Raw genomic sequence first — 23,999 nt, 5'->3', positions numbered from 1 at the left:
CTTCGAGGCATCAGAGGGTCAAAGATGTTTGAACAGGCCGTTAACTGCGTGAGCGGCGTCACTGCCTCGCCTCTAGAAGCTCAGCTGTCGATGTTGCTATGGATGAGCTGCGACCTCGGTGGATGGGGTTATCGAAACTTCGAAAACAACTACCGCATTGTCTTGTCGAACAATGCAAAGACTCTCATCGATACTGACCATGCCGAAGTTGACATGCGCGTGCTTTCACCCGACGGGACTAAAGAATGGATGGTCGAGTGCCAAGGCAAGGTCATCCACGATCGAGTTGGCGCAGGGACCAGAGACTCGCTGCGCGCCACCGCCCTCCAAACGATGGGGCACAGCGTAACTATGGTCACCAGCGACCAACTTTCCGACTCTGACAAGTTCAACGCGCTTCTAGACTTGCTCTCTGCGCAGCTAAATATACACTGGCCCGAAAAGACCTCTAAGCAGGTTTTTGCAGAAGACAAACTGCGCTCTGAAATCTTTGACGACTGGATCAAGCTGGCAGATGAACCTTCTGCTACCGAACGGGCGCGGCGATACGCCGAAAACAAGGCAAGGCGCGCGCCGGGCCACTTTCTAAAGCGCAAAAAATGCCCCAACGGCATGGGAAAGAGAGGCAAATACACAAATGTTGAACGAAAACCATCTGGACATAGCAGAGAGAACTGAGACCAAGCGTTCTACCTGCAGTTTTTTCAACGGGATTTCTTTGTCTACTCCAAGGTCTTTCATTTTGGCCAACATTTGTGTATTTACAGGACGAGCGGATAACCCTGCTGCCGATTTGTAGAGACCGGCTCCATTCGCGTTGTTGGTCAACTTTGGCTTACTCGGCGAACGGTCGATATTGTCCGGTCCCAAGGCTTGCATTGAAGGAGCCGCGTGGTATCTTTCTTTTGAGAAAGACCCGTTGCCTCTTCGCCTGTGGCACCGGGCGCAACAGAGGAGGTTTATCATGGCTCATCCGATTATTGATGCTGACGAGTGCATCGCCTGCGGCGTCTGCGTTGACGCTTGCCCTGCCGGCGTTCTCGAGCTGAACGACGTCGCCACCGTCGCCGACGAGGATTCCTGCGTCGCCTGCGGTGCCTGCCAGGACGCCTGCCCCGCCGGTGCCATCACCGAGATCGCCGAGGACTAGTACAAGTCCGGCATCATTGCCTCGTAAGACCAAGGCCCGGCCCCGCAAGGGGTCGGGCCTTGGTCTTAACCGACCATCTCACAGCTCAGAAGCGAAACCGATCGCAACCGAACCCTTCCCTCGCACCTACGGCGCACTACACGGAACGGACCCTTTCCAGAAGCTTTCTGCGCTGAGCCGCCACATCGGTGCTCATTATGCCGATGGAAGCCAGGACCAAACAGACGCCGATCAGCTTTCCCATGCCAAACGGCTCTCTGAATATGGCAACGCCGAGTATCACGGCCGTCACCGTTTCGAACGTGGCGATCACGGGGACCTTGGATGCCTCAAGCCCCTTTGAGAGCCCAGTCATATAGAAAAAGTACGCGAGGACCGTTGGGAACAAGCCGAAAGCGGCTGCGACCCAGTAGAACCCGGATGGCATGCCCCCAGCTATCTTCGCAAACGGGTTCGCGAAGGCGGACAAAAGGGCGCCACCGGCCACAAAGCCATAAAATACGACAGTGAGCGGCCGGGCGTAACGTGTTGCCGCCTTGCTGAACATTGTGAGCAGGCATCCCATCAAGCCAGAGCAAACGCCCATTCCAACTCCAATTGGGGATATCGACTCGATCTCGAGCGCGCCGCCCGTGACGGCAAGTGTGCAACCCGCGACGTTGAAAACAAGTGAGACGATTTTTTGATTGGTTATCCCCTCGCCGTATAGTATGCGACCGAGCACGATGCCGAACATAGGAGACGTGCACATGAGCACCGAAGAGGTTGACATGCCAATATGCTCTATAGATATATAGTAGGTCGCACTGGACAGGGCGAGGCCAAAAACACCAACAAGCGCGCTCCAAAACAGCCCTTGAGGTGAGATTCGGAAAAGCCGAAGGAACCCCCGTCTTCCCGCCCTCTCGGAATCCCTGATTGCCCCCATCGCCAAGAGAATCGGGACGAGAAATATGCTGGCGACGAACATCCTGAGTGCCGCAACCTCCATCGCAGTCAGGCCCATTTGACCCAGAGTGCGCGAAAAGACGCCTACGCCACCCCACAGCAAAGCGCCAAGCAGGACAAGACAATATCCAAAACGAACTTGCATCCACAACCCCCATGGTTCGCATACAGAGATTTCGCCATATAAAAGCTCCGTCCTCGACGCACGCATCGAGGACGGAGCACATGCCCCGATCTTCAGCCAGCGAAGTGCAGGCAGAGCTCTCTCAAGCGGACCGCCCTCAACAAACTCAAACGGTCACGCCACGGGAGCGGGCCGCCCGATCAACCAGCCAAACGGGAACCCAAGCGAACTGTTCCTCAGGTAAGTTACTTCTCAAACTTGGCTATGATCACCCGCGTCGCGATGAAAGACACCGTGATGCTCACCGCGGCGACCACGCAGGCAAGGAAGAAATTATCCATACCGCCGTCCGGGGCGATGAAGATCAACGCCGAGAGCAGACCGGGGCAGGCGCCGGCAACGTACTCAACGAGCCCGAAAATGCCGGCGATGAGACCACCAGACAGGGCGCCGATAGCAGTGCCAAGAAGCAGACGGGGACGCTCGATGAGAGCGCCGTAGAAACCCGGCTCGGTAACGCCGCACAGCGCGGTGATGCCAAAGGTGGTCACCATGCCCTTACGAGCAGAATCTCCCTTGATGGTGCTCGCAAGCGCCAGGCAGGTAGCTCCGATGCACAGGTTCGAAATGAAACCGAAGATAATAGGCGCGTATCCAAGCTGGGCAAGGCTATTCACTTCGATTGCGATAAAGGCCTTATCGAGACCAAGCATGACGAGGTACGGGTTGATCGCGGCAAATATCGGAGTGGCGATCACCGCGACATGCCCCATAAGCCACGTAACGGCATCGCTCAGCGCGTAACCCATCATGGAACCGACAGGACCGAGAACCAGAAGCGTCACGGGGACAACGATGAACATGGTGAGCAACGGCTTGACGAACAGCTTCACAACATCGGGGATGACCTTCTGCAGCAAGCGGTCAACCGCGAGCATGAACACGACGCCGAGCACGATGGGCACGACAGTTCCACCGTAGCCGATCGCCGGAATAGGCATCCCGAGAAAATCGAGGCCCTCAACGCCGCTGATCGACGGGCTCACCATGATCGCGCCGAGAAGCGCGCCCATGATCGGCTGCATCTTGAGAATGGCGGCAAGCTGATAGCCAATCCAGACGGGTAGGAACGTGAAGGCCGCGTCGAAGATCGCCAGCAGCACCTGCGCCGTGCCGCTATCGGTGCTAAACCCGCAGTAATTGACCAGAAGGTTCTTAATGGCAAGGATCAGACCGCCGACGATAAGCGCCGGGACGACGGGCATGAAGATCTGGGCGGTGATGTTGCCGAATTTCTCGACAATGCCGACCGCGCCGTTGCTCTTCACCGAGGCGGCCATGTCGGCGATCGTGCCCTCATCGTCTGCGACGACACCTGCACCGAAATCGATGCCCGCGACCTCGAGGAAATCGTTGTATGCCTCGGTCACGTTCGGACCGATGATGACCTGCAGCTGGCCGCCGCTCACCACGGCTCCGAGCGCATATTCCGCCTTCTTGACCGCATCGAGGTCGATTGCGTCGAGCTTCTTTACATCAATCCTCAAGCGGGTCGCGCAATGCGTGACGGACGAGATGTTCTCCACACCGCCAATCGCGGCAAGAATAGAGTGCGGCATCTTCTCGTATTTCATTTCACGCCTCCTATTCGCTTTGATTTAGATAGCCGTTGATCAGATCGCGATACCAATACCAGCTCTTTTTGGGAACACGCTTCAGATCATTGTCGAAATCGACTCGAACCAATCCGTAGCGCTTCTGGTAACCGTTGATCCAGCTGTACAGATCCATCGTTGACCATACGTAATACCCGTGGACGTTTGCACCCTCCGCGCGAGCGCGCATCATGTGCTCGATAAACTGATCCAGTACCTCGATGCGCTCGTCGTCGTGAACCATGCCCTCGGCGTCGGGATCCTCGTAGGCACCGTGGCCGTTTTCCGTGATGAACATCAGCGGGTTGCCGTAGCGCTCCGCGATGTCCATGATCGTGCTGTACATGACACGCGGAAGAATCTCGCGTCCCCACTTGTTGCGGGGAACATTCGGATCGCACGTGGTCTGATACAGCGGTGCGATCACCTTCCCCTCGAGCTTCTTGCTCGCTCCGCCCTTGTTGTTGGCGGAAACCCGGGTCGCTCCGCCACGCCAGTCCGTTGCGTACTCGCGGCAATAGACGTTCAAGCCGATGTAGTCGCCAACGCCTTGGGCAAAGATCTCCTCGTCGCCCGGCACGCGATACAGCAAGACGTCGAGCTTTTGGAGCATCTCGTCCATTTCCTCGGGAAGCCTGCCCTGCAAACATGGAGCGAGAATCATGCGATTCGCCATGAAGTCGGCACCGCAGAACACCTCCTCGGGATGCTCCGCAGCCGGATCGACCTCGACCACACCGCCGTCGTGCACGACGCCGATGATGCCGTCGCCGCCCATCTCCCGATATGCGCGTACGGCCATGGAGCTGGCAAGCATCAGGTGGTACTGATACTGCATAAAGGACTGCATGTCGAGGGATCTGTTGGGCGGGTAGTTGCCCAGCATATTCGCGCAGTAGCTATAGAAATGGGGCTCATTGATGGTTGCCCACACCTTCACGCGGTCGCCAAAGCGCTCAAAGCAGATCTTGGCGTAGTCGCAAAACCACTTGGCGACATCCGCATTGAGCCAGCCGCCCTTGCAGGCCAGGGCATAGGGAAGGTCGTAATGGAACAAGGTGACATTCGGAACAACCCCGTGCTCGACGCAACAATCGATCACGCGATTGTAGAAGGCGACGCCATCCTCGTTGACCTCACCGACCCCATCGGGCAAAATGCGGCTCCACGCGATAGAGAATCGATAAGTGTTCTGGCCGCCCTCTGCCAACAGCCGAATATCCTCCTCGTAACGATGATAGAAATCGCACGAGACGTCGCCGTCGACGTTATTGATGTTCTTGGCGCTCGTGTGGTTGAAATAATCCCACTCGCCAAGCCCCTTGCCATCCTCGTCCCAAGCACCTTCGCACTGATATGCCGCCGTGGCAGAACCCCACAAGAAGTCCGGTAACTGCAGATTCGCGTGTCCCTGAACATCCATGCGACCATCCTCCCCTCCTTTTACGCAGGTGGTTTTCCCGCTCTTTTTCGAACATGGCGCCATCTGATTTGAAGTATAGAAAAGGAATTTGCCTGCTATGATTCATAAAATGAACCACTGTTTGGAGACCGTTCGCGAGGGGTCATCTTGAGCAATCACGGCTTTGGCCTGCTAAACATCATCAGTTCAATAATCAACGAGGAGCGCGACGGCAACGATGTCGCCATTGCGCGCTACCTTATTTCAAACCTTCGTAATTCCGAGGCCATCAACGTGAGCGCCATAACAGAGCGAGCGCACGTGACGAGATCGGCTGTTCGCCGTTTCTGCAACCGTCTGGGGTACCAGAGTCTGAGCGAACTCAAGAACTCTTTTTCTCAACTGGTCTTCCCCTCGGACTTCAGGCACCGCGACCCTAATCTCAGCTTCAACGAATATCGTGCTGAGCTCGATATTCGCATGATGGAGATGTATGCGGAAGTGGAGAGCAGGATATCCGATGCCCTTCTCGACGAGCTCGCATACGAGATAGCCCAACACCGCAATGTCGAGCTGCTCTGCACCAACAATGTGAGCGGAAATCTCATGCGCTTCCAACAAGAGATGTTCTTTGCAGGAAAGATTGTGCGCCTCAACACTCAAGACAACGGTAAGCCGCCGATGCGCGTCGAGACCTACCACGATTCCCTGGTCATCGTGGTTTCGGTCTCGGGCATGTTCGCACGCGAACTTGACGAACGCATGTGGGGACGAACGGCGAAGAAGGTGCTCATCACGGCGTTTTCCAGCAAAGACACCGCTTCGCGTTTTGATAAGGCGTACTACCTGAGCGGGCGAGGAGACGGCATCGATGAGCTAGGGGTTTACTCGAAGTACGCCATCACGTACCTGTTTGACCTTCTTTCTTCCCGCTACATCACGAAATATAAAACGCCGGGAAACCCCCTCTTCGGTCCAACGGTTTCTTGGCCGGAGATCATCGAGCAGAAGAGCCCCGCGTCCCGGTATACGCCATCCTCAAAAGGCGCACCACGAGTCGAGCACAACCCGGGGCGCGCCTAGTCGTCGTCGCCGCTCGGACCGAGCTGAGCCAGAATCCCCAAGGCCGCCTGCACGGGGCCCATGCCGCCGGCGGCCACATCGGCGTTGATGCCGCGACCGACGCCGCTGCCGCTGCCCGCCCCCGCCTTGTAGGGGACCGTGAACTTTCGCGTCTTGGGAAAGGCGATCGCGCCGAGCTTCGTGCGCAGATCGAACGCCACGCCCTTGGGCACGTCAACGCCCTGGTAGGTGAGCTTCCCCGCGATGAGCGCAACGCTCTCGAGACCAAGCCTGTCGGCGCGGATGCGGATGCGCGTGCGGTCGAACAGGTTCTGCGCCGCCTCGGGCAGGGCACCGAACGTCTCCTCGCACTCCTCCTGGAGCTCGTCGACCTGCTCGAGCATGTCCGCAGCCGCGAGCTTGCGGTACACCAGAACGCGACGGTCGACCGCCGGGACGTATTCCTCGGACAGGAAGAAGTCCGCAGGCAGGTTGATGCCCACGGTCGCCTGCTCGACGTCGCCGGCGCCCTCGCCGCGTGCCTCCGCGACCGCCCGCCCCAGCATCTGCGTAAACAGATCGAAGCCCACGCTCGACAGGTTGCCGTGCTGCTCGGCGCCGACCAGCGAGCCGGCGCCTCGGATCTCGAGGTCGCGCATGGCGATGCGCATGCCGCTTCCCAAGTCCTGGAATTCGGAGAGCGCGGTCAGGCGCGCCGTTGCCTCCTCCGTCAACGGCAGCTCGCCGGGGAACATGAAGTACGCGTACGCCTGCGTGGCGGAGCGCCCCACACGGCCCTTGAGCTGGTAGAGCTGCGCCAGGCCCAACCGCTGCGAGTCCTCGATGATCAGCGTGTTGGCGCTCGCGTTGTCGATGCCGCTCTCCACGATGGTGGTGGCGATGAGCACGTCGATCTTCTTGGTGGCGAACTGCACCATCACGTCCTCGACCTCGCGCGGGCTCATCTTGCCGTGCGCCACGCCGATGCGCGCCTCGGGCGCGGCCTCCAGCACGCGCTCAACGGCGTCGTCGATGGTCTTCACGCGGTTGGACACGTAGTAGACCTGGCCGCCGCGGCCGATCTCCAAACGAATGGCCGCGCTCACCACATCGGGGTCGTACTCGCCCACGTGCACCGCCACGGGGCGACGGCCGGTGGGCGGCGTGGTGATGAGGCTCATATCGCGCACGCCGCTCATGGCCATCTGCATCGTGCGCGGGATGGGCGTCGCGGAGAGCGTGAGCACGTCGATCTGCTCGCGCATGTTCTTGAGCTGCTCCTTGTGCTGCACGCCGAAACGCTGCTCCTCGTCGATGATCACCAGGCCGAGCTCATGCGGGTTGACGTCGGCGGAGAGCAGGCGGTGGGTGCCGATGAGCACGTCGACGCGCCCCTCGGCGAAGGCCGCGAGCGCGCGGCGCTGCTGCGCGGGGGTACGGAAGCGCGATAGGACCTCGACCTCCACGCCGAACGGCGCGAAGCGCTCGAAGAACGTCTCGTAATGCTGCTGCGCCAAGATGGTCGTGGGGCACAGCACCATGACCTGGCGGCCGCCGTCCACGCACTTGAACGCCGCGCGCAGGGCAACCTCGGTCTTGCCGAAGCCCACGTCGCCGCAGAGCAGGCGGTCCATGGGCTTGGTCGATTCCATGTCCGCCTTGATGTCGGCGATGGCGTCGAGCTGGTCGCGCGTCTCGTCGTAGGGGAAGCTCTCCTCCATCTCGACCTGGGTCGCGCTGTCGGGTCCGAAGGCGAAGCCCGTGATCGAGCTGCGACGCGTGTACAGGTCGACGAGGTCGAAGGCGAGCTTCTTGGCGCTCTTGCGCGCCTTGGTGGTGGCGCGGCTCCAGTCGGCCGTATTGAGGCGCGTGAGGCGAGGGTTGTCGCCGTCGGGGCCGACGTAGCGCGTGATGCGGTCGACCTGCTCGAGCGGGACGTAGAGCTTGTCGCCCCCCGCGTATTCCAGCAGGAAGTAGTCGCGCTCCTTGCCGGCGACCTCCTGGCGGACGATCTCGGAGAACAGGGCAACGCCGTGCGTGCTGTGAACCACGTAGTCACCCGGCTTGAAGGGGAAGGTGACCTCGGTGATGTCCACGCGCCGGTGCGCGCGCCCGCGGTGGCCGTCCATGCGCGCGTTGAGGTCGGCGAGGCTGAAGACGGCGAGATGCGCCGCGGGGACCACGACTCCGGACGGGATGGGGGCGTCGACGAAGGTCATCCTGCCGCGCGTCAACGTGGGGACGACGCGCTCCCCGCCCTCATCGATGCCGCGCGCATTGAGCGCATCCACGTCGCGCTTGAGGAGCTCGACGCGAACGCGCGCCCCGCCCACGGCGCCGGCGTTCTCGGGCGCCGCCTGGAGGGACTCCTCGAACGGGATGTTCTCATCGGTGAAGGAGAGCTCCATCGACTCGCGCGCGCCGCGGTCGGGAATCGCGAACACGCAGGCGAAGCGGTTGTTGACAACCTCCTGGATCCGGCTCATGAAGCGGTTGTCCGAACCCGCGAGGGCCGGCTGCTCGATCTTGAGCTCCGCCGTCACCGATCCGCCCGCACGGATGAGGCTTACGTAGTTGAGGCGCTGCTGACGCCCAAAGTCAAGCTCTTGAGGCCGCACGTAGAGCCCGTCGAGGCGCGCGATCTTCGCGTCGGCCGCGCGATGCTCGAGGTCCTCGTACGCGCGCGAGCAGTCATCGAACAGCGAGCGCGGTTCGGACAAGATGACCAGTGCATCGGGATGCACGTGCGCGAGAGGGCTCACGGTCTCGCCGTAAAGCAGGGGCAAAAAGCGCTCGAGTTCGGGCGTAACGACGCGCGCCTCGACCAGCTCGAGCAGGGCTGCCAGCTCGGTGTCGTCCTGGGCGGGCAGGTACAGCGCGGCGGAGATCCGCCTCACCGCCTCATCGGTGAGGGCAAGCTCGCGCACGGGGCTGATCTCGACCGAATCCTCGTCGCCGATCGTCTGACCGGTCGATGCCACCATCAGGCGGATGCGGTCGATCTCGTCGCCGAAGAACTCGATGCGCACCGGCGCGGTCGCTTGGGCCGCCCAGATGTCAACGGTATCGCCCAGCACACGGAACAGGCCCGGGGCATCCGCCGCGTCCGCACGGGTGTAGCCCATCGAGACGAGCTGCCCGGGAACCTCCTCAAAGGCAACTTCCTCTCCCACGGAATACGTGCGGGACGCCCAGTACCGGCTCTCGAGCGGCGGGACGCATCGCAGGAGCGAGCGGGCGGATGCGACCATGATGCAGGCGTCGCCGCGCGCGATCCTCGCGAGCGCGGCGCAACGGGCGGCGACCACGGCGTCATCGGGCTCGGCGTTCTTCCACGGATAATCCTTGCGTTCGGGGAAGCGCACAACACGATCCGCACCCACATACGCCGCAATGGAGCGCGCAGCGCGGTCGGCCGCGTCCTCACCCGAGACGATGTACACCGTGGGGCGAGGCCGGCGGGCGAACTGGGCCGCCACCGCGAGGGTGCGGCCCGACTGGGAGATCGCGAGCGTGGCGTCCTCTCCCGCCATGAGCGCCGCGTCGATGTCCTGAAGCGCCTCGGCGGTATAGAGCTGCGCGGCGATACGGTGAATGAGCATGGGGGCACCTTTCCGACGCCAAACACCCGCCCAAACGCGAGCTTGGGCGGGAGTTCGACGCATTCGTATGTTCAAATCATCCTACCGCAAGATGCCCACCGGTCGAAAAACGATTTGCTGCAGTCCGAGCTGCCCATCTCGCGCTCATCGATATTGCTGAAAGCCTCTTCCTGCGGTTGTGCCTTTAAGAAGCTCGTCCACCTGAGAATTCGCGCTTGCGCTGCAACATATCGAGTACTACCCCACCTTGGCACTCGGACAGATGTCAGCCAGAGGGCACTCCCCACACAAAGGCTTGCGGGCATCGCAGATCTCGCGACCCAGCATGATCCATTGGTGGTTCACGTCGTTCCAGTACTCGCGGGGGAGGATCTTCAAGAGGTCCTGCTCCGTCTTGAGCGGTTCCTTCTCGTGTGTTTTGGGCGAGAGCTTGAGGCGGTGCGCGATGCGGTTCACGTGCGTGTCGACCGCGATGCCGTCCACGATGCCGTACCCTACGTTGAGCACGATGTTGGCCGTCTTGCGCCCCACACCCGGGAGCTTCACAAGCTCCTTCATCTCATTCGGGACCACGCCGCCGTAATCCGCCACGATCATCTGGGCGCATTCGATGCAGTGCTTCGCCTTGGTCTTGTAGAAGCCGAGGGACTTGATGACCTCCGAGAGCTCCTCGTACGTCGCACCCGCCATCGCCTCGGGCGTGGGCCAGCGGCGGAACAGCTCCGGCGTGACTTTGTTCACCTGGGCATCCGTCGTCTGCGCCGACAGCAAGACAGCGATGACCAGCCTGAACGGGGTCTCATGGTCCAAAAAGCACTCGACCGGCCCGTATCGCTCGTTCAAACGACGGCACGTCTCGATCGCGCGTTCGCGCTTTGCCGCATTCGTCTCACGTGGCATCCGCCTTGGCTCCTCTCTTTTAAAGACGCTGGCACCTAGAGATGCTGCGGTCGTTTGAAATGGAACGCGAACACGAGCAACACCGCTCCCGCCACGATGAGCGGCAAACTCAGGAGCTGGCCCATGGTGAGCCAGCCGCCAAACAGGTACCCAAGCTGCGCATCGGGCAGTCGTACGAATTCGATTAAAAACCGCACGATACCGTAGCCGAGTACGAACGTCCCCATAATGGAGCCCTGCGGCGGCGTCTTTTTTCGACGGCTCAGCAGGTAGAGCACGGCAAACAGCACAATGCCCTCGAGACACGCCTCGTAGAGCTGACTCGGATGGCGCGGAATGTCGCCGGCAGCCCCGCCGAACACCACGCCCCAGGGAAGATCGGTGGGCTTGCCCCACAGTTCGCCGTTCACGAAGTTGGCGCACCGCCCCAAGCACAGCGCCAAGGGCACCCCCACGAACGCCGCATCGGCGATGGTCAGCGGCGACAGCCGCAATACGCGACAGGCAATGAGGCCGCCTATGATGCCGCCCACAAGCCCGCCGTGAAAACTCATCCCATTGATGCCATGCCCGTTCGACCCAAAGATGATCTCGAGCGGGTGCTCAAAGTAATACCCATTGCTGTAGAACAGCACGTAGAACAGCCTGCCGCCAATCAACAGGCCAAAGACCACCGAGACCACAAGCGTCATGGCGTCGTCGATGGTAATGGCCATATCCCAGCGCTTGAGCGTACGGTACATCACCACGCCCGCCAGCAGCGCACCCACCATATAGGCAAGGCCATACCAATACACGGTGAAGGGTCCCGCAGAAAATGCGACGGGGTCGAGGCTGTGATAGAGCTCGTTGAGCATGAATGGCCACTCCTATGAGATACGCGCCGAGACGCATGCCCGGCGCGCGAACGGAAAAGAAAGGGTCCCGACGGGCGGCGCCTTCGGGACCCTTGTGCAAACCCTAGAACGGAGCGTACTCGTCGTACAGGTCGTTGGCCGCATCGGCGCCGCCACCCACCTGCTCAACGCGAGTCACACCGGGCACGTGCTCCTTGAGGATGCGCTCGATGCCCATCGACAAGGTGAGCGAGCTCATGGGGCAACCTGCGCAGGCGCCCTGCAGCTCAAGCTGCACCACGCCATCCTCAGTCACGCCCACATATGCCATGTCGCCGCCATCGGCCTGCAAGTTGGGTCGAATCTGCTCGAGCACTTCAAGCAGCAGCTGTTCGTTCACCGCCATGTGCAGTCCCTTCTCCAAACGCAGCTGCGCACTCCGCCGCCGCGCGTCATTCGTTGTTCACGGGCATCGCGCCCGCGTGTGGAGACACTATACCACGCTCCCCCATGTGCCGTTCCGCACTCAGCCGTAGAGGGTCATCCTCCGCAGATTCGCAGATGCGTCGATGTGCGCCAAACCAGCTCGCCGCGAACGCCGTCGGCGTCCCCCGTTGCCGTTCCCCGTTCTGCCATCGCCCTCTATGTAAAAGCGGGCGCGCCCCCAGTTGGAGCGTACCCGCCATTGTGGCACTACAGTATCGCATCGCCACGAGGGCCATACCGGGGGGCAGGCGCTAGAACCCTCCGCGGCCACCCATGTACTGCTCGAGATACCGGAGAAACTCCTCCTCGGTCATGCCGCCGCTCGAACCGTTGCCGTCGGAAGCGTCCTGCTGCTCGACCTGCAATGCCTCGTCAGATCCGAGTTCAACCTCGATCTCCTTCTCGTCCTTACCACGCATCACGGTGAGAGTGACCTTGTCTCCCACCTCGTGCTCACGCAAGGCGATAATCAGGCCGTCGGCGGAAGAGATGGGCTCGCCGTCCACCGCCGTCACGATGTCGCCTGCTTCAATCCCCGCAGTTGCGGCAGGACCATCAGCAGTGACCTCGGCAACATAGGCGCCGCTATCGACTGCAAGGTTGTTCTGACGCGCGTTATAGGCGTTCACACTCATAAGCGAGGCGCCCAGGTACGGATGAACAGGCGTTTCGCCGGCGATGATCTGATTCGCGATGTTGATGGCGTAATTCACCGGAATGGCAAAGCCCACGCCAGAGCTCGAGCCAGAATAAGACTCAATCACGGAATTGATGCCGATGAGCTTGCCCTCGTCGTTCACGAGAGCGCCACCGGAGTTACCGGGGTTGATGGCGGCGTCGGTCTGGATCATGTTGGCGTAGATGGAGGTGCCGCTCGTGCTCTGAAGTGCGGTGGAACGGTACAAAGCGGAGACGATACCCGTCGAGACGGACTGCTCGTTGCCAAAGGGGCTACCGATTGCCATAACCCACTCACCCACGGTGAGATCATCGGAGTCGGCGAGGTCAATGGGCGTGAGATCGGCGCTCTCGGCATCCTGGAGGCGAATCACGGCGAGGTCGCTCGACTCGTCCGTGCCCACAACCTCGGCCTCATAGCTGTCACCACTGTCCGTGCGCACCACCAATGCGGACGCACCCTCAATTACGTGGTAGTTCGTGAGAATGTTGCCGTCGGTGTCGAGAATCACGCCGCTACCGATGCCGCCGGAGTCCTCGGTCTCGCCCTGAGCGGTGATCGACACCACAGATGGCAGAGCCTTGGCGGCAACGGCCTCCGAAAGCGTGGTGTCCTCGGGATCGATCTCGATAGTCTGCGTGGCACCACTGGCAGCAGACTCCACATTGGTGCCCGTAATGCGGAATGCGCCGGACATCACAAGCGCGATCACGAGCACGGATCCTACGGCAAGACCAAGCAGGGATGCAAGGAAGATCGGGAGCTTGCGGCTCTTGGTCTTCACCACGGTACGCGTTTCGGTATGCATCGCGGGCATGACGGTGGTCTCCACCGTTGGCTCGGAGTGCGAAGCGGAATGCGGCTCATCCCCCGCAAGGCCGTCTGGGCGCTGCGGAGTCTTGTCATCAATCATGGAAGTTCCTTTCAACGCTTTTAATCTCAAACGTTGTACCCCAAATACGAGGTTCAACCCCCCGAGAGTCGCGGACTTTAATCAAGTTGTAAGTACCATTAAGTCTTTCGAAAGGCACTCGGAGCGCAATATACGCAACCCACGGCGCGAAAAGGCAACGCGCATGAAAAGGGGCGCGTGCCCTTCGGCCCGCGCCCCGGCGCACACGTTATTCCTTAAACAGGTAGCCCACACCACGAACCGTGGAGATGTGACCGGCGATCTGCGGACCCACCTTGCTGCGGATTCGACGGATATGGACATCGACCGTACGCGTTCCTCCGCAATACTCGAAGCCCCACACGCGATGCAGCAGCACTTCGCGGCTGTACGCACGGTTGGGATGCGTTGCCAGAAAGCTGAGCAACGAGTATTCCATAAGCGTGAGGTCAACCGGCTCGCCGTCGAGCGATACCTGGTAGGTGGCAAGGTTGATCGTGAGGTTGTCCACGGTGAGGACTTCGTCGACCGCGACGGTCTCGCCATCGCCCAAAAGCTGGCGGGCGCGCGCTTCAAGCTCGGCGTCACTTGCACCCGAGCAAATGAAATCGGAGCGGACATGAGAGGGAAGATGCAGGTCGGAGAGGTTCTCCTCATCCATCATGAGAAGCATGGGCACACCGCCGCGCTGCTCGAGCCACTTTGCCATGGCATCGACGCGATCGGAACGCACCCCATCGCCATCGAGAATAAGGAGGTCGAAATCATGCGCTACGGCAGGCGAATCTGGGGTCGCAATATGCACCTCGACACCTAAGGACGAGGCGAGTGTTCGGACGAAATCATGAAGTCGCGTGGTACGCGCCATGAATAGCACAGACTTTTCGGACATATTCACACCTCCGACGGCATCATCATAACAAATAGGCAGGTCGAGCACGTACATGGCGGTGATATTCGGGCAAGGATCACCGACCGAGGCCCCACTCCCTATGAATTGGCGAGATAGTGATCGAGCTCCCACTCGGTCACTGTGGCGTTGAAGCGATTCCACTCGTCGCGCTTCTTCTTGAGGAAGAATGCATGGATGTGCTCGCCGAGGGCGTCTTTCATGAAATCGGAGCTTTCAAAGACGTCGAGCGCCTCGTCGAGGTTTCTCGGCAGCGGCTCGATGCCGCGGGCGCGCAGCTCGCTCTCGGGCAGACGCAACAGATCGGAGGTCGCCTCCTCGGGCAGTTCGAGTCCGCGCTTGATGCCGTCGAGTCCGGCTGCCAGCGTGACGGTGTTCACCAGATACGGATTGGCCATCGGGTCGGGGCTGCGAAGCTCAATGCGGGCCGCAACCTGCTTGCCCGGCTTGTAGATGGGCACGCGGATCATAGCGGAGCGGTTGCGCATGCCCCACGTTGCATACCGCGGGCCGTTACCCACGCCGGCGGAGAGGCGCTTGTAGGAATTCACCGTGGGGTTGGTGATGGCGCTGATTTCGGAGGCATGCGCCAAGATACCGGCCATGTAGCTCTTGGCAATAGGCGACAGGTGGTTCTTGGCGTCGTCACCCCAAAAGACGTTGTTGCCCTCACGGTCAAACAGGGACTGGTGAAGCAGCATCGCCGAGGACGAGCCCTTGGCGATGGGCTTGGGCATGAAAGAGGCGTGGATGCCCGACTCGTAGGCGCAGGTGCGAATGACGTGCTTGGCCGTCATGATGGCATCGGACATGGTGAGTGCCTCGGCGTGACGCATGGAAATGCCGTGCTGCGAGCGGCCGGAGCTGTGGAAGGTGTACTCGACCGGGATGCTCATCTTCTCGAGCATGAGCACGGTGGAACGGCGCAGGTCGCGCGCGGAATCCGACGGCGTGAGGTCAAAGTAGCCAACCTTGTCCATGGGCTCGGGTGTGTGCTCGTCGGGGAAATAGTAGAACTCGAGCTCGGCGCCCACATTCATGATGTAGCCGAGCTTCTCCGCACGATAGAACATGCGGCGCAGGCACTCGCGCGAATCGCCAGCGAACAGCTGGCGGTCGGGCGTGCAGACATCGCAGAAGATGCGCGCGGCGCCGTCGTGCTTGGGGCGCCAGGGCAGGATCTGGAACGTGGAGGCATCCGGGAAGGCCAGCATATCCGCCTCGTCGGGAGAGGTGAAGCCCTCAATGGCGGAACCGTCGAAGCCGATGCCCTCTTCAAACGCGACCTCGAGGTCCTCGGGGCTGATGGCGAAGCTCTTGAGCCTGCCGAGCACGTCGGTGAACCACAGGCGGATGAAGCGGATGTCGCGCTCCTCGACGGTGCGCAGGACGAAATCGATGTTCTGCTGCTGGTCCATATGCGAGCCCTTTCACATGCGATGATGCCAGATTGTCTCCATGTTCGCATAGTTATGTTTCGTCCGAGTTTCCGGCACTCCCCCGCATAAAAGCACCTTGGAAATGAGGGCATGGGCAGAAGGTGCAATGCCGCGAATCGGGCGTTTTTGTAACGAAGATCGAGACGCCCCGGGTAGACGGTCGGTTTGGGCATCAAAGCCCCAGTTGGCGATAGCCCAAAACACCTGTCTACTCGGCCCCTCTGGAAACTCGTTACAAAAACGCCCGATTCGCGGCAATCGACGGCTGAGACCGCGCCGCCGTGCGCTCGGCCGTCGGCCCCTACATGAGCTTGGTCTCCTCGAGCTTCTCGATGATCCACTGGTTCGCGCGAATCACGGGACGGCGGAATACCAGACCGAGCGCGAGCGACGGAAGCAGGTAGCACGCCAAGACACCGAGTTCACGCCAATACTCCATCCCATAGGCTCCGGCCATGGCGGCGTGCATCGCGTTGATGGCATGCGTGAACGGTAGGAACGGATAGACACCTTGGAAAAAGTCGGCCGTCATCTCGATAGGGAACGTACCGCCTGAGCCGGCCACCTGCATGACCAGCAACACAACGGCGATCGCCTTGCCAATATCGCCAAAACTCACCGTGAGCGTGTAGATGATGTTGCTGAACACGAACCCGGCAACCCAGCCCACGAGGAGGAACTGCAGCGGATGGGCACACTGGATCCCAAAGAACATCAGGTCGCCGGCACACACGAGCGTCGCCTGCGCAAAGGCGAGCAACGCGAAGAACGCGTAACGTCCCAGATAGAGCTCGTGCAGGTGAATCGGCGCGAGCGCTTGGATATCGCGCTCATCCACGTTCGCCTTGAGCATTGCGGCAAGCACGATGCCCGCGACCCAGATGGACAGCGTAGTGTAGAACGGCGCCATGGCGCTGCCGTAGTTCTCGATGTGGTACACGGCCTGGCGGTCGAGGGCCACCGGGGCGGCGAGGGCCTCGGCAAGCGATGTCGGGTCCGACCCGATGAGGTCCCGCACCTTCTGCAGGTCGCCCGACGCCACGGCGGCATCGATGCCGTCCTTGAGCTCCTGCAGGCCGTCGGCGGAGGTACTCAGGTCGATTGCGGCGCTGGTAAGCACGCCTTGCGCATCGGAAAGGTCGCTCGAAAGGTCCTTGGATGCCGTCGAGAGATCGGAGGCGGTCGTGCTCAGACTGCTCGCCATGTCCTCGCTGCTCTTGGCGACGCTCTCCACCGCATCGGCGAGCGACGCGATCTCCTGCTCGAGCGTCTCCTTGTAGGAGTCCTTGATCGATGCGATGTCGTTTTTGGCAGAGGCGAGGTTTTCCTTGACGGCTTCTGCCTGCTCGCGAGCGTCGGTGGCACCCGCCTCGAGGGAATCGGCGGCATCCGAGAGGTGCTGTGCGAGCAGTTCCTGCTGGTTAGCGACGTTGCCCACCGTGTTGGCCACGATGTCGATTTGCTGAATGAGCTCGGCCTTTGCCGCATCTGATATCGGCAGACTGTCGACCTTGTCCTCAAGGGAGGCGATCTTCTTCTGCACCGCACGTGCATCCGCCGCCTGCCCCGCTATCTTCGACGAGGCACTACGCAGCTGCGTGCAGGTAGTCGACACGTGTTCATCCACGGTGGCGAACGCGTTCTCTATGGCCGTGGCGGCGGCTTCGTAGTCACCCGCGCTGTCGGCCAGCGCCCCGTTGATGGCGTCAACCGCGCCATCGAGAGCGGCATCCATGTTGGCAAAGCCCGTCTTGGCATCGCTCACCAGTGCCTCGGCACTCGAGCTGGCCTCGCCCGTCTGAGACAACAAGTCGCCCGCAGAATCCAAAAGGCCTGTGGAGGAGCCCAGGACCCCCGTGAACTCGGTCGCCGTCTTGGACGCATCGCGCAACGTCTCGATGCCCGCCGTGAGTGTGCTGCTCAGGTTCGCCGCGTAGTTGGCGATTTGATCGCCGTCCAGGTAATCGAGCAGGCTCGACGTGGTGGCCAGTCCCACCTCGCTGATAGTCTCGGCGAACGTCTCGTCGATCTGCTTGCGCACCGTACTCGCGGCCTTGTCGGTCACGCGGGGCGCGATGGCGTTGGCCTTTTGGTTCTCGTAGTACACGATCTCGGCGTGCTCGGCATCGCTCGAAAAGACCGTCATCATGCGAGAGCTGAAATCCTCGGGAATCACGACGGCTGCATAGTACTCGCCGGAGCGCACGCCCTCGACCGCCTCGCCCTCCTTGACGAAGACCCAGTCAATGTTGTCGTTCTCACGTAGCGACGAGACGACCGTGTCGCCGATGTTCACGCGCACGGGAATGAGATCGCTCAGATAGCCCTCGTCCGAATTCGCCACCGCGACTTTGAGATTGCCCGTGTTTCCGTAAGGATCCCAGCTGCCCGCAATGTTAAACCAGGCGTAAAGGGTGGGCACAATCACGAGACCCACCGCGACGATGCATGCGACCACGCTGCCGCGCACCCTCGAGAGATCCTGCTTGAGCAGGGCAATGATCTTCTTCATCTACTCCTCGCCTCCCTTCGGGGCGTCTCCGTTGGTGATGTGTGCAGGAGTTCTGCCGGTGAGGCCGCGATCCGGGCTCGCCCCTGCGGCGCGCGCCGGCACCCCGCGCGCGATGCTGCGGCCCAGCTCCTCGCGCAGCTCGTCATCGGGCAGCGAGGTCATACGCGCCTGTGAATTCAGGCTTTCGCGCAGGTACTCGATAAAGATCATGTAGGCATCCGCCACGATGATGGCAACGATCCACAGCACGAGCATCACGAGTTTGCCGTCGATGTCGAGGTCAAGCGTTGCCGTGAGCACGAACAGCAGCACGGGCAGACCAAGCACCAGGCAGAAGCCCGCTTTGATAAGCCGCGGGTACCGGTGCTCGAAGCGCGCGCCGCGCTCGAGGATCTCGCGACGATACGCCTCCGTGTCAAACAGCGCCCGCACGGCGTTGCGCACGGAGAACCGCTCGCGCGGCATGTCGTCGCGCTCGCAGATCATCACGCCCGTGCCGGAGAGCTGGCGGTCGAACAGCAGGTTGAGGTTGAGGAGCTTAGGCCTCAGCCATACGCCCACCACGAGCGCCACGGCCAAAAACACCGCAAGGATGCCCAGGTTGAACAGGTAGTTCATGCCGTACATGCCGCCGATGGTCTCGCGCATCGTGTTAATGCCGTAGGTGAAGGGCAACAGCGGGTGCAGAGCCTGGAAGAAGTCGGGCATCATCTCGATGGGGTACATGCCTGAGGAACCCGGGATCTGCACAATGACGAGGATGACGCCGATGGCTTTGCCGATATGCTTGAACGCGATCGACAGCGCGTAAATGATGTTCACGTAGACGAACGAGGTGAACACGCCCGCAATCACGAACAACACGGGATGGCTGCACTGGATCCCTAGCACCAAGTCGCCCACGCACACGATGATCGACTGCACGAAGCCGAGCAGGACCATGAGCATCCAGCGGCCAAAATACCCTTGGTTGGCCGTGATTTGGCCCACACCCTCGGTGTCAACCTCAAGCTTGAAGATGGCGATGAGCACAAAGCCACCCACCCACAGAGCCAGGTTCGTGTAGAACGGCGTGACGCCCGAACCGTAGTTCTCGACCGGATACACGGCCTTAGTGGTGAGGGTCACCGGGGCGGACATGAAATCCGCGATGTTAGCGGGGTCCATATCGAGCAGGTTCGCGAGCTCGCGTGTTGCCTCGGAGCTGCGCAGCGCGACGATGTCGGTCTTGACCGTCTCAAGCGTAGCCTGCAGGTCGGCCAGCGTTTCATCGCTGCTCGCCAGCGCGCTCTTGGTCTGGTCGAGCATGGCGTTCAGCTGGTCAAGTAGGCCCATGGACTGCGCGATGGTGGGGGTGAGGCTCGTCACGACGCCCGACAGGTCGCCCGAGACGTTCGAGAACGCATCGAGGCCCGCGCTCAGTTGGGGAATGACGCTGGAGTTGAGGGTCTGCTGGGTCTTGCCCAGGTTCTCGACGCTGCCCTGCACGGCGGTGTTGATAGCGTCCGTCGCGGTGGTCGCGGCATCGACGTCTTGGCCGAGTGCATCGCTCTGCGTCTGCAGCGCGTCTTTGGCAGACTGCAGACCGGCATTTTGGTTCTCAAGGTCGTGGATGAAGGCCTCGATATCGCCGTTTGAGCCCAAAGCCGAGTTGTTGAGGTTGCGCAGGGCCTCGAGGGCGCGCGAATTGGAATCGATCACGGCTTGGAAGTTGGAGAGCGATATGTCGATCTTGGTCTTAGCAGCCGAGACGGCGCCCGCCATTGAACCAACGGCGGCGTCCGCCTTCGACGAAGCCGTGCCCAGCTGGGTCGCTCCGTTGGCGAGGGCGGTCGACAGCGCGGTGTGGAACTCGCCCGCGGCCGAACGTGTTGTGCCCAGGAGCTGGTGTCCCTTGTCGAGCGCATCGACAAGCGCAGGCGTCTCGGCGTTCATGCCGGCCAGCGAGCTCTTGGCACTCGTTGCGGCAACCTTGGCGTCGTCGATGGTAGTCGCCATGCCGCCAAGGCCTTCGCGCACACGCTGCAGGGCGTCGACGGAATCGGAGACATTCGCGAGCACGCCCTGCTCCGCGCGCTCCCCCGCCGCGTCCACATCGACCCCGAGCTTTTGCGCCTGCTCGACAAGCGTGCTGCTGACCGTTGCGACAAAGGTCTCGTTCAGCTGCTCCTCGATGGTCTCGGCACCCGTATCGGTCACCTTGGGGGCAATGGCGTTTTTCTTCTCATTCACGTAGTACGTGAGCTCGGGCTGCTCAAAGTCGCCTGTGAGCATGCTCGTGAGCTTTTCGCTGAAGTCCTTAGGAATGACGATCGCGGCGTAGTACTCACCGCTGTACACGCCCTCTTTCGCGCTTTCCGCATCGGTGAAGACCCAGCCCAGGTCGTCGTTTTCCTTGAGCTGCTCGACCGTCTGCTCACCGGCATTGAGCGACCCCGTCAACTCATTTTCAACGCCCTCGTCCTCGTTGGCGACGGCGATTTTCACACCGGAGGTGTTACTGTACGGATCCCAGTTCGCCTCGATGTTGTACCAGGCGTACAATGACGGGATGATGCACACACCAATGGTGATGACCATCGCCACGGGATTGTGCAGTAACCGCTTGAGGTCTCGTTTAAAGATCTGGAAGGCCTTCTTCACGCTCGAACCACCCTTTGACCTTACTATTGCCTTTGATGGAGCAGAACTATACTACGGTCGTAAGAAAAACAACACGTGTACTAGTAACTATCAATACTTTCTGCAGAATACTCGCAATAGGGCGACACACCTGTGCACATGAAAGGGCGAAAAGAGCCTCTTCTCCAGCGTGCGGAACGTGCAAATACGCAAATGTTGAGATAAAGTCCGCATCCGCCGTGTAGCCATTTGTGCAACAAAGGCTTGACCTGCGGTTATATTGCGGTCAATCTCGCCTTTACTCGCATACCCCCACTTTTAACCCAACATTTGCGTATTTGCGGCGCATCACCCCCCTCCGAGCAATAGACCGGGGCGCCCTGTAGGGCGCCCCGGTCTATTGCTTAGCTATGAATTCCCGGTAAATGTGCGAGCGAGCAATCTACATGAGCTCGCAGACGCTCTGGGCAAACGCCACCGGGTCGGCGGGCAGGATGCCCTCGACGAGCAGCGCCTGGTCGTAGAGCAGACCGGCATACAGGGAGAGCTTATCCTGGTCGCCCGCCTCCTGAGCAGCCACGAGCTTGTCGAACACCGGATGCTTGGCGTTGAGCTCAAGCACGCGCTGACTCTTGGGCATCTCGCCGCGATCGGCCTCGGGGCCGCGCGCAAGCACCTTCTCCATCTCGAGCGACAGCGGACCCTCGGTGGTGATACAGGCGGGGGCATCGGTCAGACGCGCGGAGACCGCAACCTTCTCCACCTTGTCGCCAAGGGCCTCCTTCATGGCCTCGAACAGGTCGCCGTGCTCCTTCGTAGCCTCCTCGGCATCCTTCTTCTCGTCCTCGGTCGCGAGGTCGAGATCGCCGGTCGCCACATTCTTGAGCTCGAGGAAGCGGTCCTCGGTCTCGGGCTCCGCGCCGTCGGCGACGGCCTTGGCGGCCGCCTCGCGGGCAGCGTCGTCCTCGTAAACCTTGGGCATGTGCTTGGCGGTGTAGCCGCGCATGGCCTGGAAGGTGAACTCGTCAACATCGGCCGTGAGCAGGAGCACGTCATAGCCGCGGTCGAGCACGCCCTTTACCACGGGCATCTTGGCCAGGCGCTCGCGATCATCGCCCGCCGCGTAGTAGATCGCCTTCTGGCCCTCCGGCATGGCGGCGGCGTACTCGGCAAGCGTCACCATCTTGTTCCCGCGCGCGCTCCAGAACAGCAGCAGGTCGGCAAGTTCATCGGCCTTCATCCCATAGCTGGAGTAAATGCCAAACTTGAGCCCACGGCCGAAGTTCTCAAAGAACTTCTCGTACGTCTCACGGTCGTCGTCGCGCATCTTCTCGAGCTCGCTCGTCACGCGCTTCTCCACGCGCTTGGCAATGGCTTTGAGCTGGCGGTCGTGTTGCAGGGTCTCACGTGAGATGTTGAGCGATATGTCCTGGGAGTCCACCACGCCGCGCACGAAATTGTAGTAATCCGGTAGCAGGTCGGCGCACTTCTCCATAATCAACACGTTGGAGCTATAGAGCGCTAAGCCCTTCTCGTAATCCTTGCTGTAAAGGTCGAACGGTGCGCGGCTCGGGATATAGAGCAGCGCGTCGTACTCGAGGGTGCCCTCGGCGTGGAAGCTCACCGTACGCGCCGGATCCTCGAAGTCGTGGAACGTGGACTTGTAGAACTCGTTGTAGTCCTCCTCCGACACGTCCGAGCTGCGTTTCTTCCAGATGGGAGTCATCGAGTTGATGGTCTCGAGCTCCTCGTAGTCCTCGTACTCCGGCTTGTAGTCGTCGCCGGCGTCGGCGGGGCGCTCCTTCTCGCGGCTCTTGGTGACCATCATCTGGACGGGATAGCGCACGTAGTTGCTGTAGCGCTTGATGAGGTCCTTGAGCCCCCACTCGGAAAGATACGTGTCGTAGTTCTCGCCGGGCTCGCCATTCTCGCCGGCGACGTTCTCGCGGATGGTGAGGATGACGTCGGTGCCGTGCTCGGCGCGCTCGCCGGGCTCGATGGTGTAGCCCTCAAGGCCGTCGGACTCCCATACGTGCGCCGTGTCCTCGCCGAAGGCGCGGCTGACCACACGGACCTTGGAGGCAACCATGAACGCAGAGTAGAAGCCCACGCCAAACTGACCGATGATGTCGACATCCCCGCCCTGGTGCTCGGCGTTTTCCCGCTTGAACTCCTGGCTGCCGGAATGGGCGATGGTGCCGAGGTTCTCCTCGAGGTCCTCAGCGGTCATGCCGATGCCGTTGTCGGAGACGGTAAGCGTGCGCGCGTCCTTGTCAAACGAGACGCGGATGGCAAGGTCGTCGTTGCCGAGCTGAATACTCGAGTCGGAGAGACTCTTGAAGTTGAGCTTGTCCACCGCATCCGACGCGTTGGAGATAAGCTCACGCAGGAAGATCTCCTTGTTGGTATAGATCGAGTTGATCATGAGGTCGAGGAGCTTCTTGCTCTCGGTTTTAAATTGCTGCATGCGCGCAACGCCCTTTCTGCTGTCGTCTAGCCGGCTTTCGCCGGCTTGTGCGCCGGCAAGCGGCGCACATCTACTGAACGCCTCCATGGTACCCATAATTGAACTCATAAAACCTAAGCGTTTACCACTTAGATTCAGATGACACAATTGGCATCCTGAAGTCTCAGCCCGTCACCTGCGGGCTATTGGCACCCCGTGGAGAGCAGGCCTCACCGTTCGATGCTCGCTGCGGCCAATTGCGGTCACGATTTATATTCATACAGTATTTGTAATTACGTTGCATCGCGTCTCTAAATCGAAATGGCCGTAAAAC

At 60.8% G+C, this 23,999-nt stretch carries 16 protein-coding genes; 3 read left to right on the top strand and 13 right to left on the bottom strand.

What is annotated here, in order from left to right; all coding sequences use genetic code 11:
* Positions 1 to 24 precede the first annotated feature (24 nt).
* Entirely contained in the window at positions 25 to 678 is a 654-nt protein-coding gene (locus tag DWV48_RS03325) for a hypothetical protein (RefSeq protein WP_118653438.1), read from the top strand.
* A 286-nt stretch (positions 679 to 964) separates the two neighbouring features.
* On the top strand, positions 965 to 1,150 hold the full coding sequence (locus tag DWV48_RS03320) for a DUF362 domain-containing protein (protein ID WP_039910702.1): 186 nt from the start codon (positions 965 to 967) through the stop codon (positions 1,148 to 1,150).
* Between the two features lie 136 nt (positions 1,151 to 1,286).
* On the opposite strand, the gene DWV48_RS03315 is transcribed toward DWV48_RS03320, so the two are convergent.
* From DWV48_RS03315 to DWV48_RS03305, 3 genes are all read right to left on the bottom strand, one after another.
* Positions 1,287 to 2,243, bottom strand: a complete 957-nt coding sequence (locus DWV48_RS03315; RefSeq protein WP_158574805.1) for a DMT family transporter — start codon at positions 2,241 to 2,243, stop codon at positions 1,287 to 1,289.
* Between the two features lie 224 nt (positions 2,244 to 2,467).
* On the bottom strand, positions 2,468 to 3,856 hold the full coding sequence (locus tag DWV48_RS03310) for a PTS transporter subunit EIIC (protein ID WP_118653436.1): 1,389 nt from the start codon (positions 3,854 to 3,856) through the stop codon (positions 2,468 to 2,470).
* A gap of 10 nt (positions 3,857 to 3,866) precedes the next feature.
* The gene (locus DWV48_RS03305) at positions 3,867 to 5,300 is read right to left on the bottom strand and encodes a glycoside hydrolase family 1 protein (RefSeq protein WP_118653435.1); all 1,434 of its coding nucleotides are present in this window, start codon (positions 5,298 to 5,300) and stop codon (positions 3,867 to 3,869) included.
* A gap of 147 nt (positions 5,301 to 5,447) precedes the next feature.
* Here DWV48_RS03305 and DWV48_RS03300 point away from each other — a divergent pair, with 147 nt between their 5' ends.
* Positions 5,448 to 6,362 (top strand): MurR/RpiR family transcriptional regulator, encoded by a 915-nt coding sequence (locus tag DWV48_RS03300; RefSeq protein ID WP_158574804.1) that lies wholly within the window; start codon positions 5,448 to 5,450, stop codon positions 6,360 to 6,362.
* On the opposite strand, the gene mfd is transcribed toward DWV48_RS03300, so the two are convergent.
* The 10 genes from mfd to htpG all read right to left on the bottom strand — a co-directional run bounded on the left by mfd (position 6,359) and on the right by htpG (position 23,686).
* Positions 6,359 to 9,943, bottom strand: coding sequence for a transcription-repair coupling factor (gene mfd / locus DWV48_RS03295; RefSeq protein WP_118653433.1), 3,585 nt, complete (start codon positions 9,941 to 9,943; stop codon positions 6,359 to 6,361). The genes DWV48_RS03300 and mfd overlap by 4 nt on opposite strands.
* A gap of 237 nt (positions 9,944 to 10,180) precedes the next feature.
* Positions 10,181 to 10,843, bottom strand: a complete 663-nt coding sequence (gene nth, locus DWV48_RS03290) for an endonuclease III (protein WP_118653432.1) — start codon at positions 10,841 to 10,843, stop codon at positions 10,181 to 10,183.
* A 35-nt stretch (positions 10,844 to 10,878) separates the two neighbouring features.
* Entirely contained in the window at positions 10,879 to 11,700 is an 822-nt protein-coding gene (gene lgt, locus DWV48_RS03285; RefSeq protein WP_118653431.1) for a prolipoprotein diacylglyceryl transferase, read from the bottom strand.
* Between the two features lie 103 nt (positions 11,701 to 11,803).
* Positions 11,804 to 12,085 carry a NifU family protein gene (locus DWV48_RS03280; protein ID WP_118653430.1) on the bottom strand — a complete coding sequence of 94 codons (282 nt, stop codon included), beginning with the start codon at positions 12,083 to 12,085 and terminating at the stop codon, positions 11,804 to 11,806.
* Positions 12,086 to 12,416: 331 nt separating this feature from the next.
* Entirely contained in the window at positions 12,417 to 13,757 is a 1,341-nt protein-coding gene (locus DWV48_RS03275) for a S1C family serine protease (protein ID WP_118653429.1), read from the bottom strand.
* A gap of 208 nt (positions 13,758 to 13,965) precedes the next feature.
* Complete coding sequence (locus DWV48_RS03270; RefSeq protein WP_118653428.1) at positions 13,966 to 14,628, bottom strand: response regulator transcription factor; 663 nt, start codon at positions 14,626 to 14,628, stop codon at positions 13,966 to 13,968.
* 98 nt (positions 14,629 to 14,726) lie between these two features.
* Positions 14,727 to 16,064, bottom strand: coding sequence for a glutamine synthetase family protein (locus DWV48_RS03265; RefSeq protein ID WP_118653427.1), 1,338 nt, complete (start codon positions 16,062 to 16,064; stop codon positions 14,727 to 14,729).
* Positions 16,065 to 16,386: 322 nt separating this feature from the next.
* Positions 16,387 to 18,597, bottom strand: coding sequence for a YhgE/Pip domain-containing protein (locus DWV48_RS03260; protein ID WP_118653426.1), 2,211 nt, complete (start codon positions 18,595 to 18,597; stop codon positions 16,387 to 16,389).
* Positions 18,598 to 21,240, bottom strand: coding sequence for a YhgE/Pip domain-containing protein (locus tag DWV48_RS03255; RefSeq protein WP_118653425.1), 2,643 nt, complete (start codon positions 21,238 to 21,240; stop codon positions 18,598 to 18,600). It lies immediately after the preceding gene.
* Positions 21,241 to 21,661: 421 nt separating this feature from the next.
* Positions 21,662 to 23,686 (bottom strand): molecular chaperone HtpG, encoded by a 2,025-nt coding sequence (gene htpG, locus DWV48_RS03250; protein ID WP_118653423.1) that lies wholly within the window; start codon positions 23,684 to 23,686, stop codon positions 21,662 to 21,664.
* Positions 23,687 to 23,999 lie beyond the last annotated feature (313 nt).

It is taken from the genome of Collinsella sp. AF08-23, from assembly GCF_003479805.1.
In the GTDB taxonomy this organism is placed as follows: domain Bacteria; phylum Actinomycetota; class Coriobacteriia; order Coriobacteriales; family Coriobacteriaceae; genus Collinsella.
This window is presented reverse-complemented; position numbering and strand designations above follow the sequence as displayed.

Excerpts from the sequence above, each read along its gene's own strand:
- DWV48_RS03270 (WP_118653428.1), bottom strand. The coding sequence starts at position 14,628 with ATGTCCGAAAAGTCTGTGCTATTCATGGCGCGTACCACGCGACTTCAT.
- htpG (WP_118653423.1), bottom strand. The coding sequence starts at position 23,686 with ATGCAGCAATTTAAAACCGAGAGCAAGAAGCTCCTCGACCTCATGATC.
- DWV48_RS03315 (WP_158574805.1), bottom strand. The coding sequence starts at position 2,243 with ATGCAAGTTCGTTTTGGATATTGTCTTGTCCTGCTTGGCGCTTTGCTG.
- mfd (WP_118653433.1), bottom strand. The coding sequence starts at position 9,943 with ATGCTCATTCACCGTATCGCCGCGCAGCTCTATACCGCCGAGGCGCTT.
- lgt (WP_118653431.1), bottom strand. The coding sequence starts at position 11,700 with ATGCTCAACGAGCTCTATCACAGCCTCGACCCCGTCGCATTTTCTGCG.
- nth (WP_118653432.1), bottom strand. The coding sequence starts at position 10,843 with ATGCCACGTGAGACGAATGCGGCAAAGCGCGAACGCGCGATCGAGACG.
- DWV48_RS03265 (WP_118653427.1), bottom strand. The coding sequence starts at position 16,064 with ATGGACCAGCAGCAGAACATCGATTTCGTCCTGCGCACCGTCGAGGAG.
- DWV48_RS03260 (WP_118653426.1), bottom strand. The coding sequence starts at position 18,597 with ATGAAGAAGATCATTGCCCTGCTCAAGCAGGATCTCTCGAGGGTGCGC.
- DWV48_RS03310 (WP_118653436.1), bottom strand. The coding sequence starts at position 3,856 with ATGAAATACGAGAAGATGCCGCACTCTATTCTTGCCGCGATTGGCGGT.
- DWV48_RS03305 (WP_118653435.1), bottom strand. The coding sequence starts at position 5,300 with ATGGATGTTCAGGGACACGCGAATCTGCAGTTACCGGACTTCTTGTGG.
- DWV48_RS03325 (WP_118653438.1), top strand. The coding sequence starts at position 25 with ATGTTTGAACAGGCCGTTAACTGCGTGAGCGGCGTCACTGCCTCGCCT.
- DWV48_RS03280 (WP_118653430.1), bottom strand. The coding sequence starts at position 12,085 with ATGGCGGTGAACGAACAGCTGCTGCTTGAAGTGCTCGAGCAGATTCGA.
- DWV48_RS03275 (WP_118653429.1), bottom strand. The coding sequence starts at position 13,757 with ATGATTGATGACAAGACTCCGCAGCGCCCAGACGGCCTTGCGGGGGAT.
- DWV48_RS03320 (WP_039910702.1), top strand. The coding sequence starts at position 965 with ATGGCTCATCCGATTATTGATGCTGACGAGTGCATCGCCTGCGGCGTC.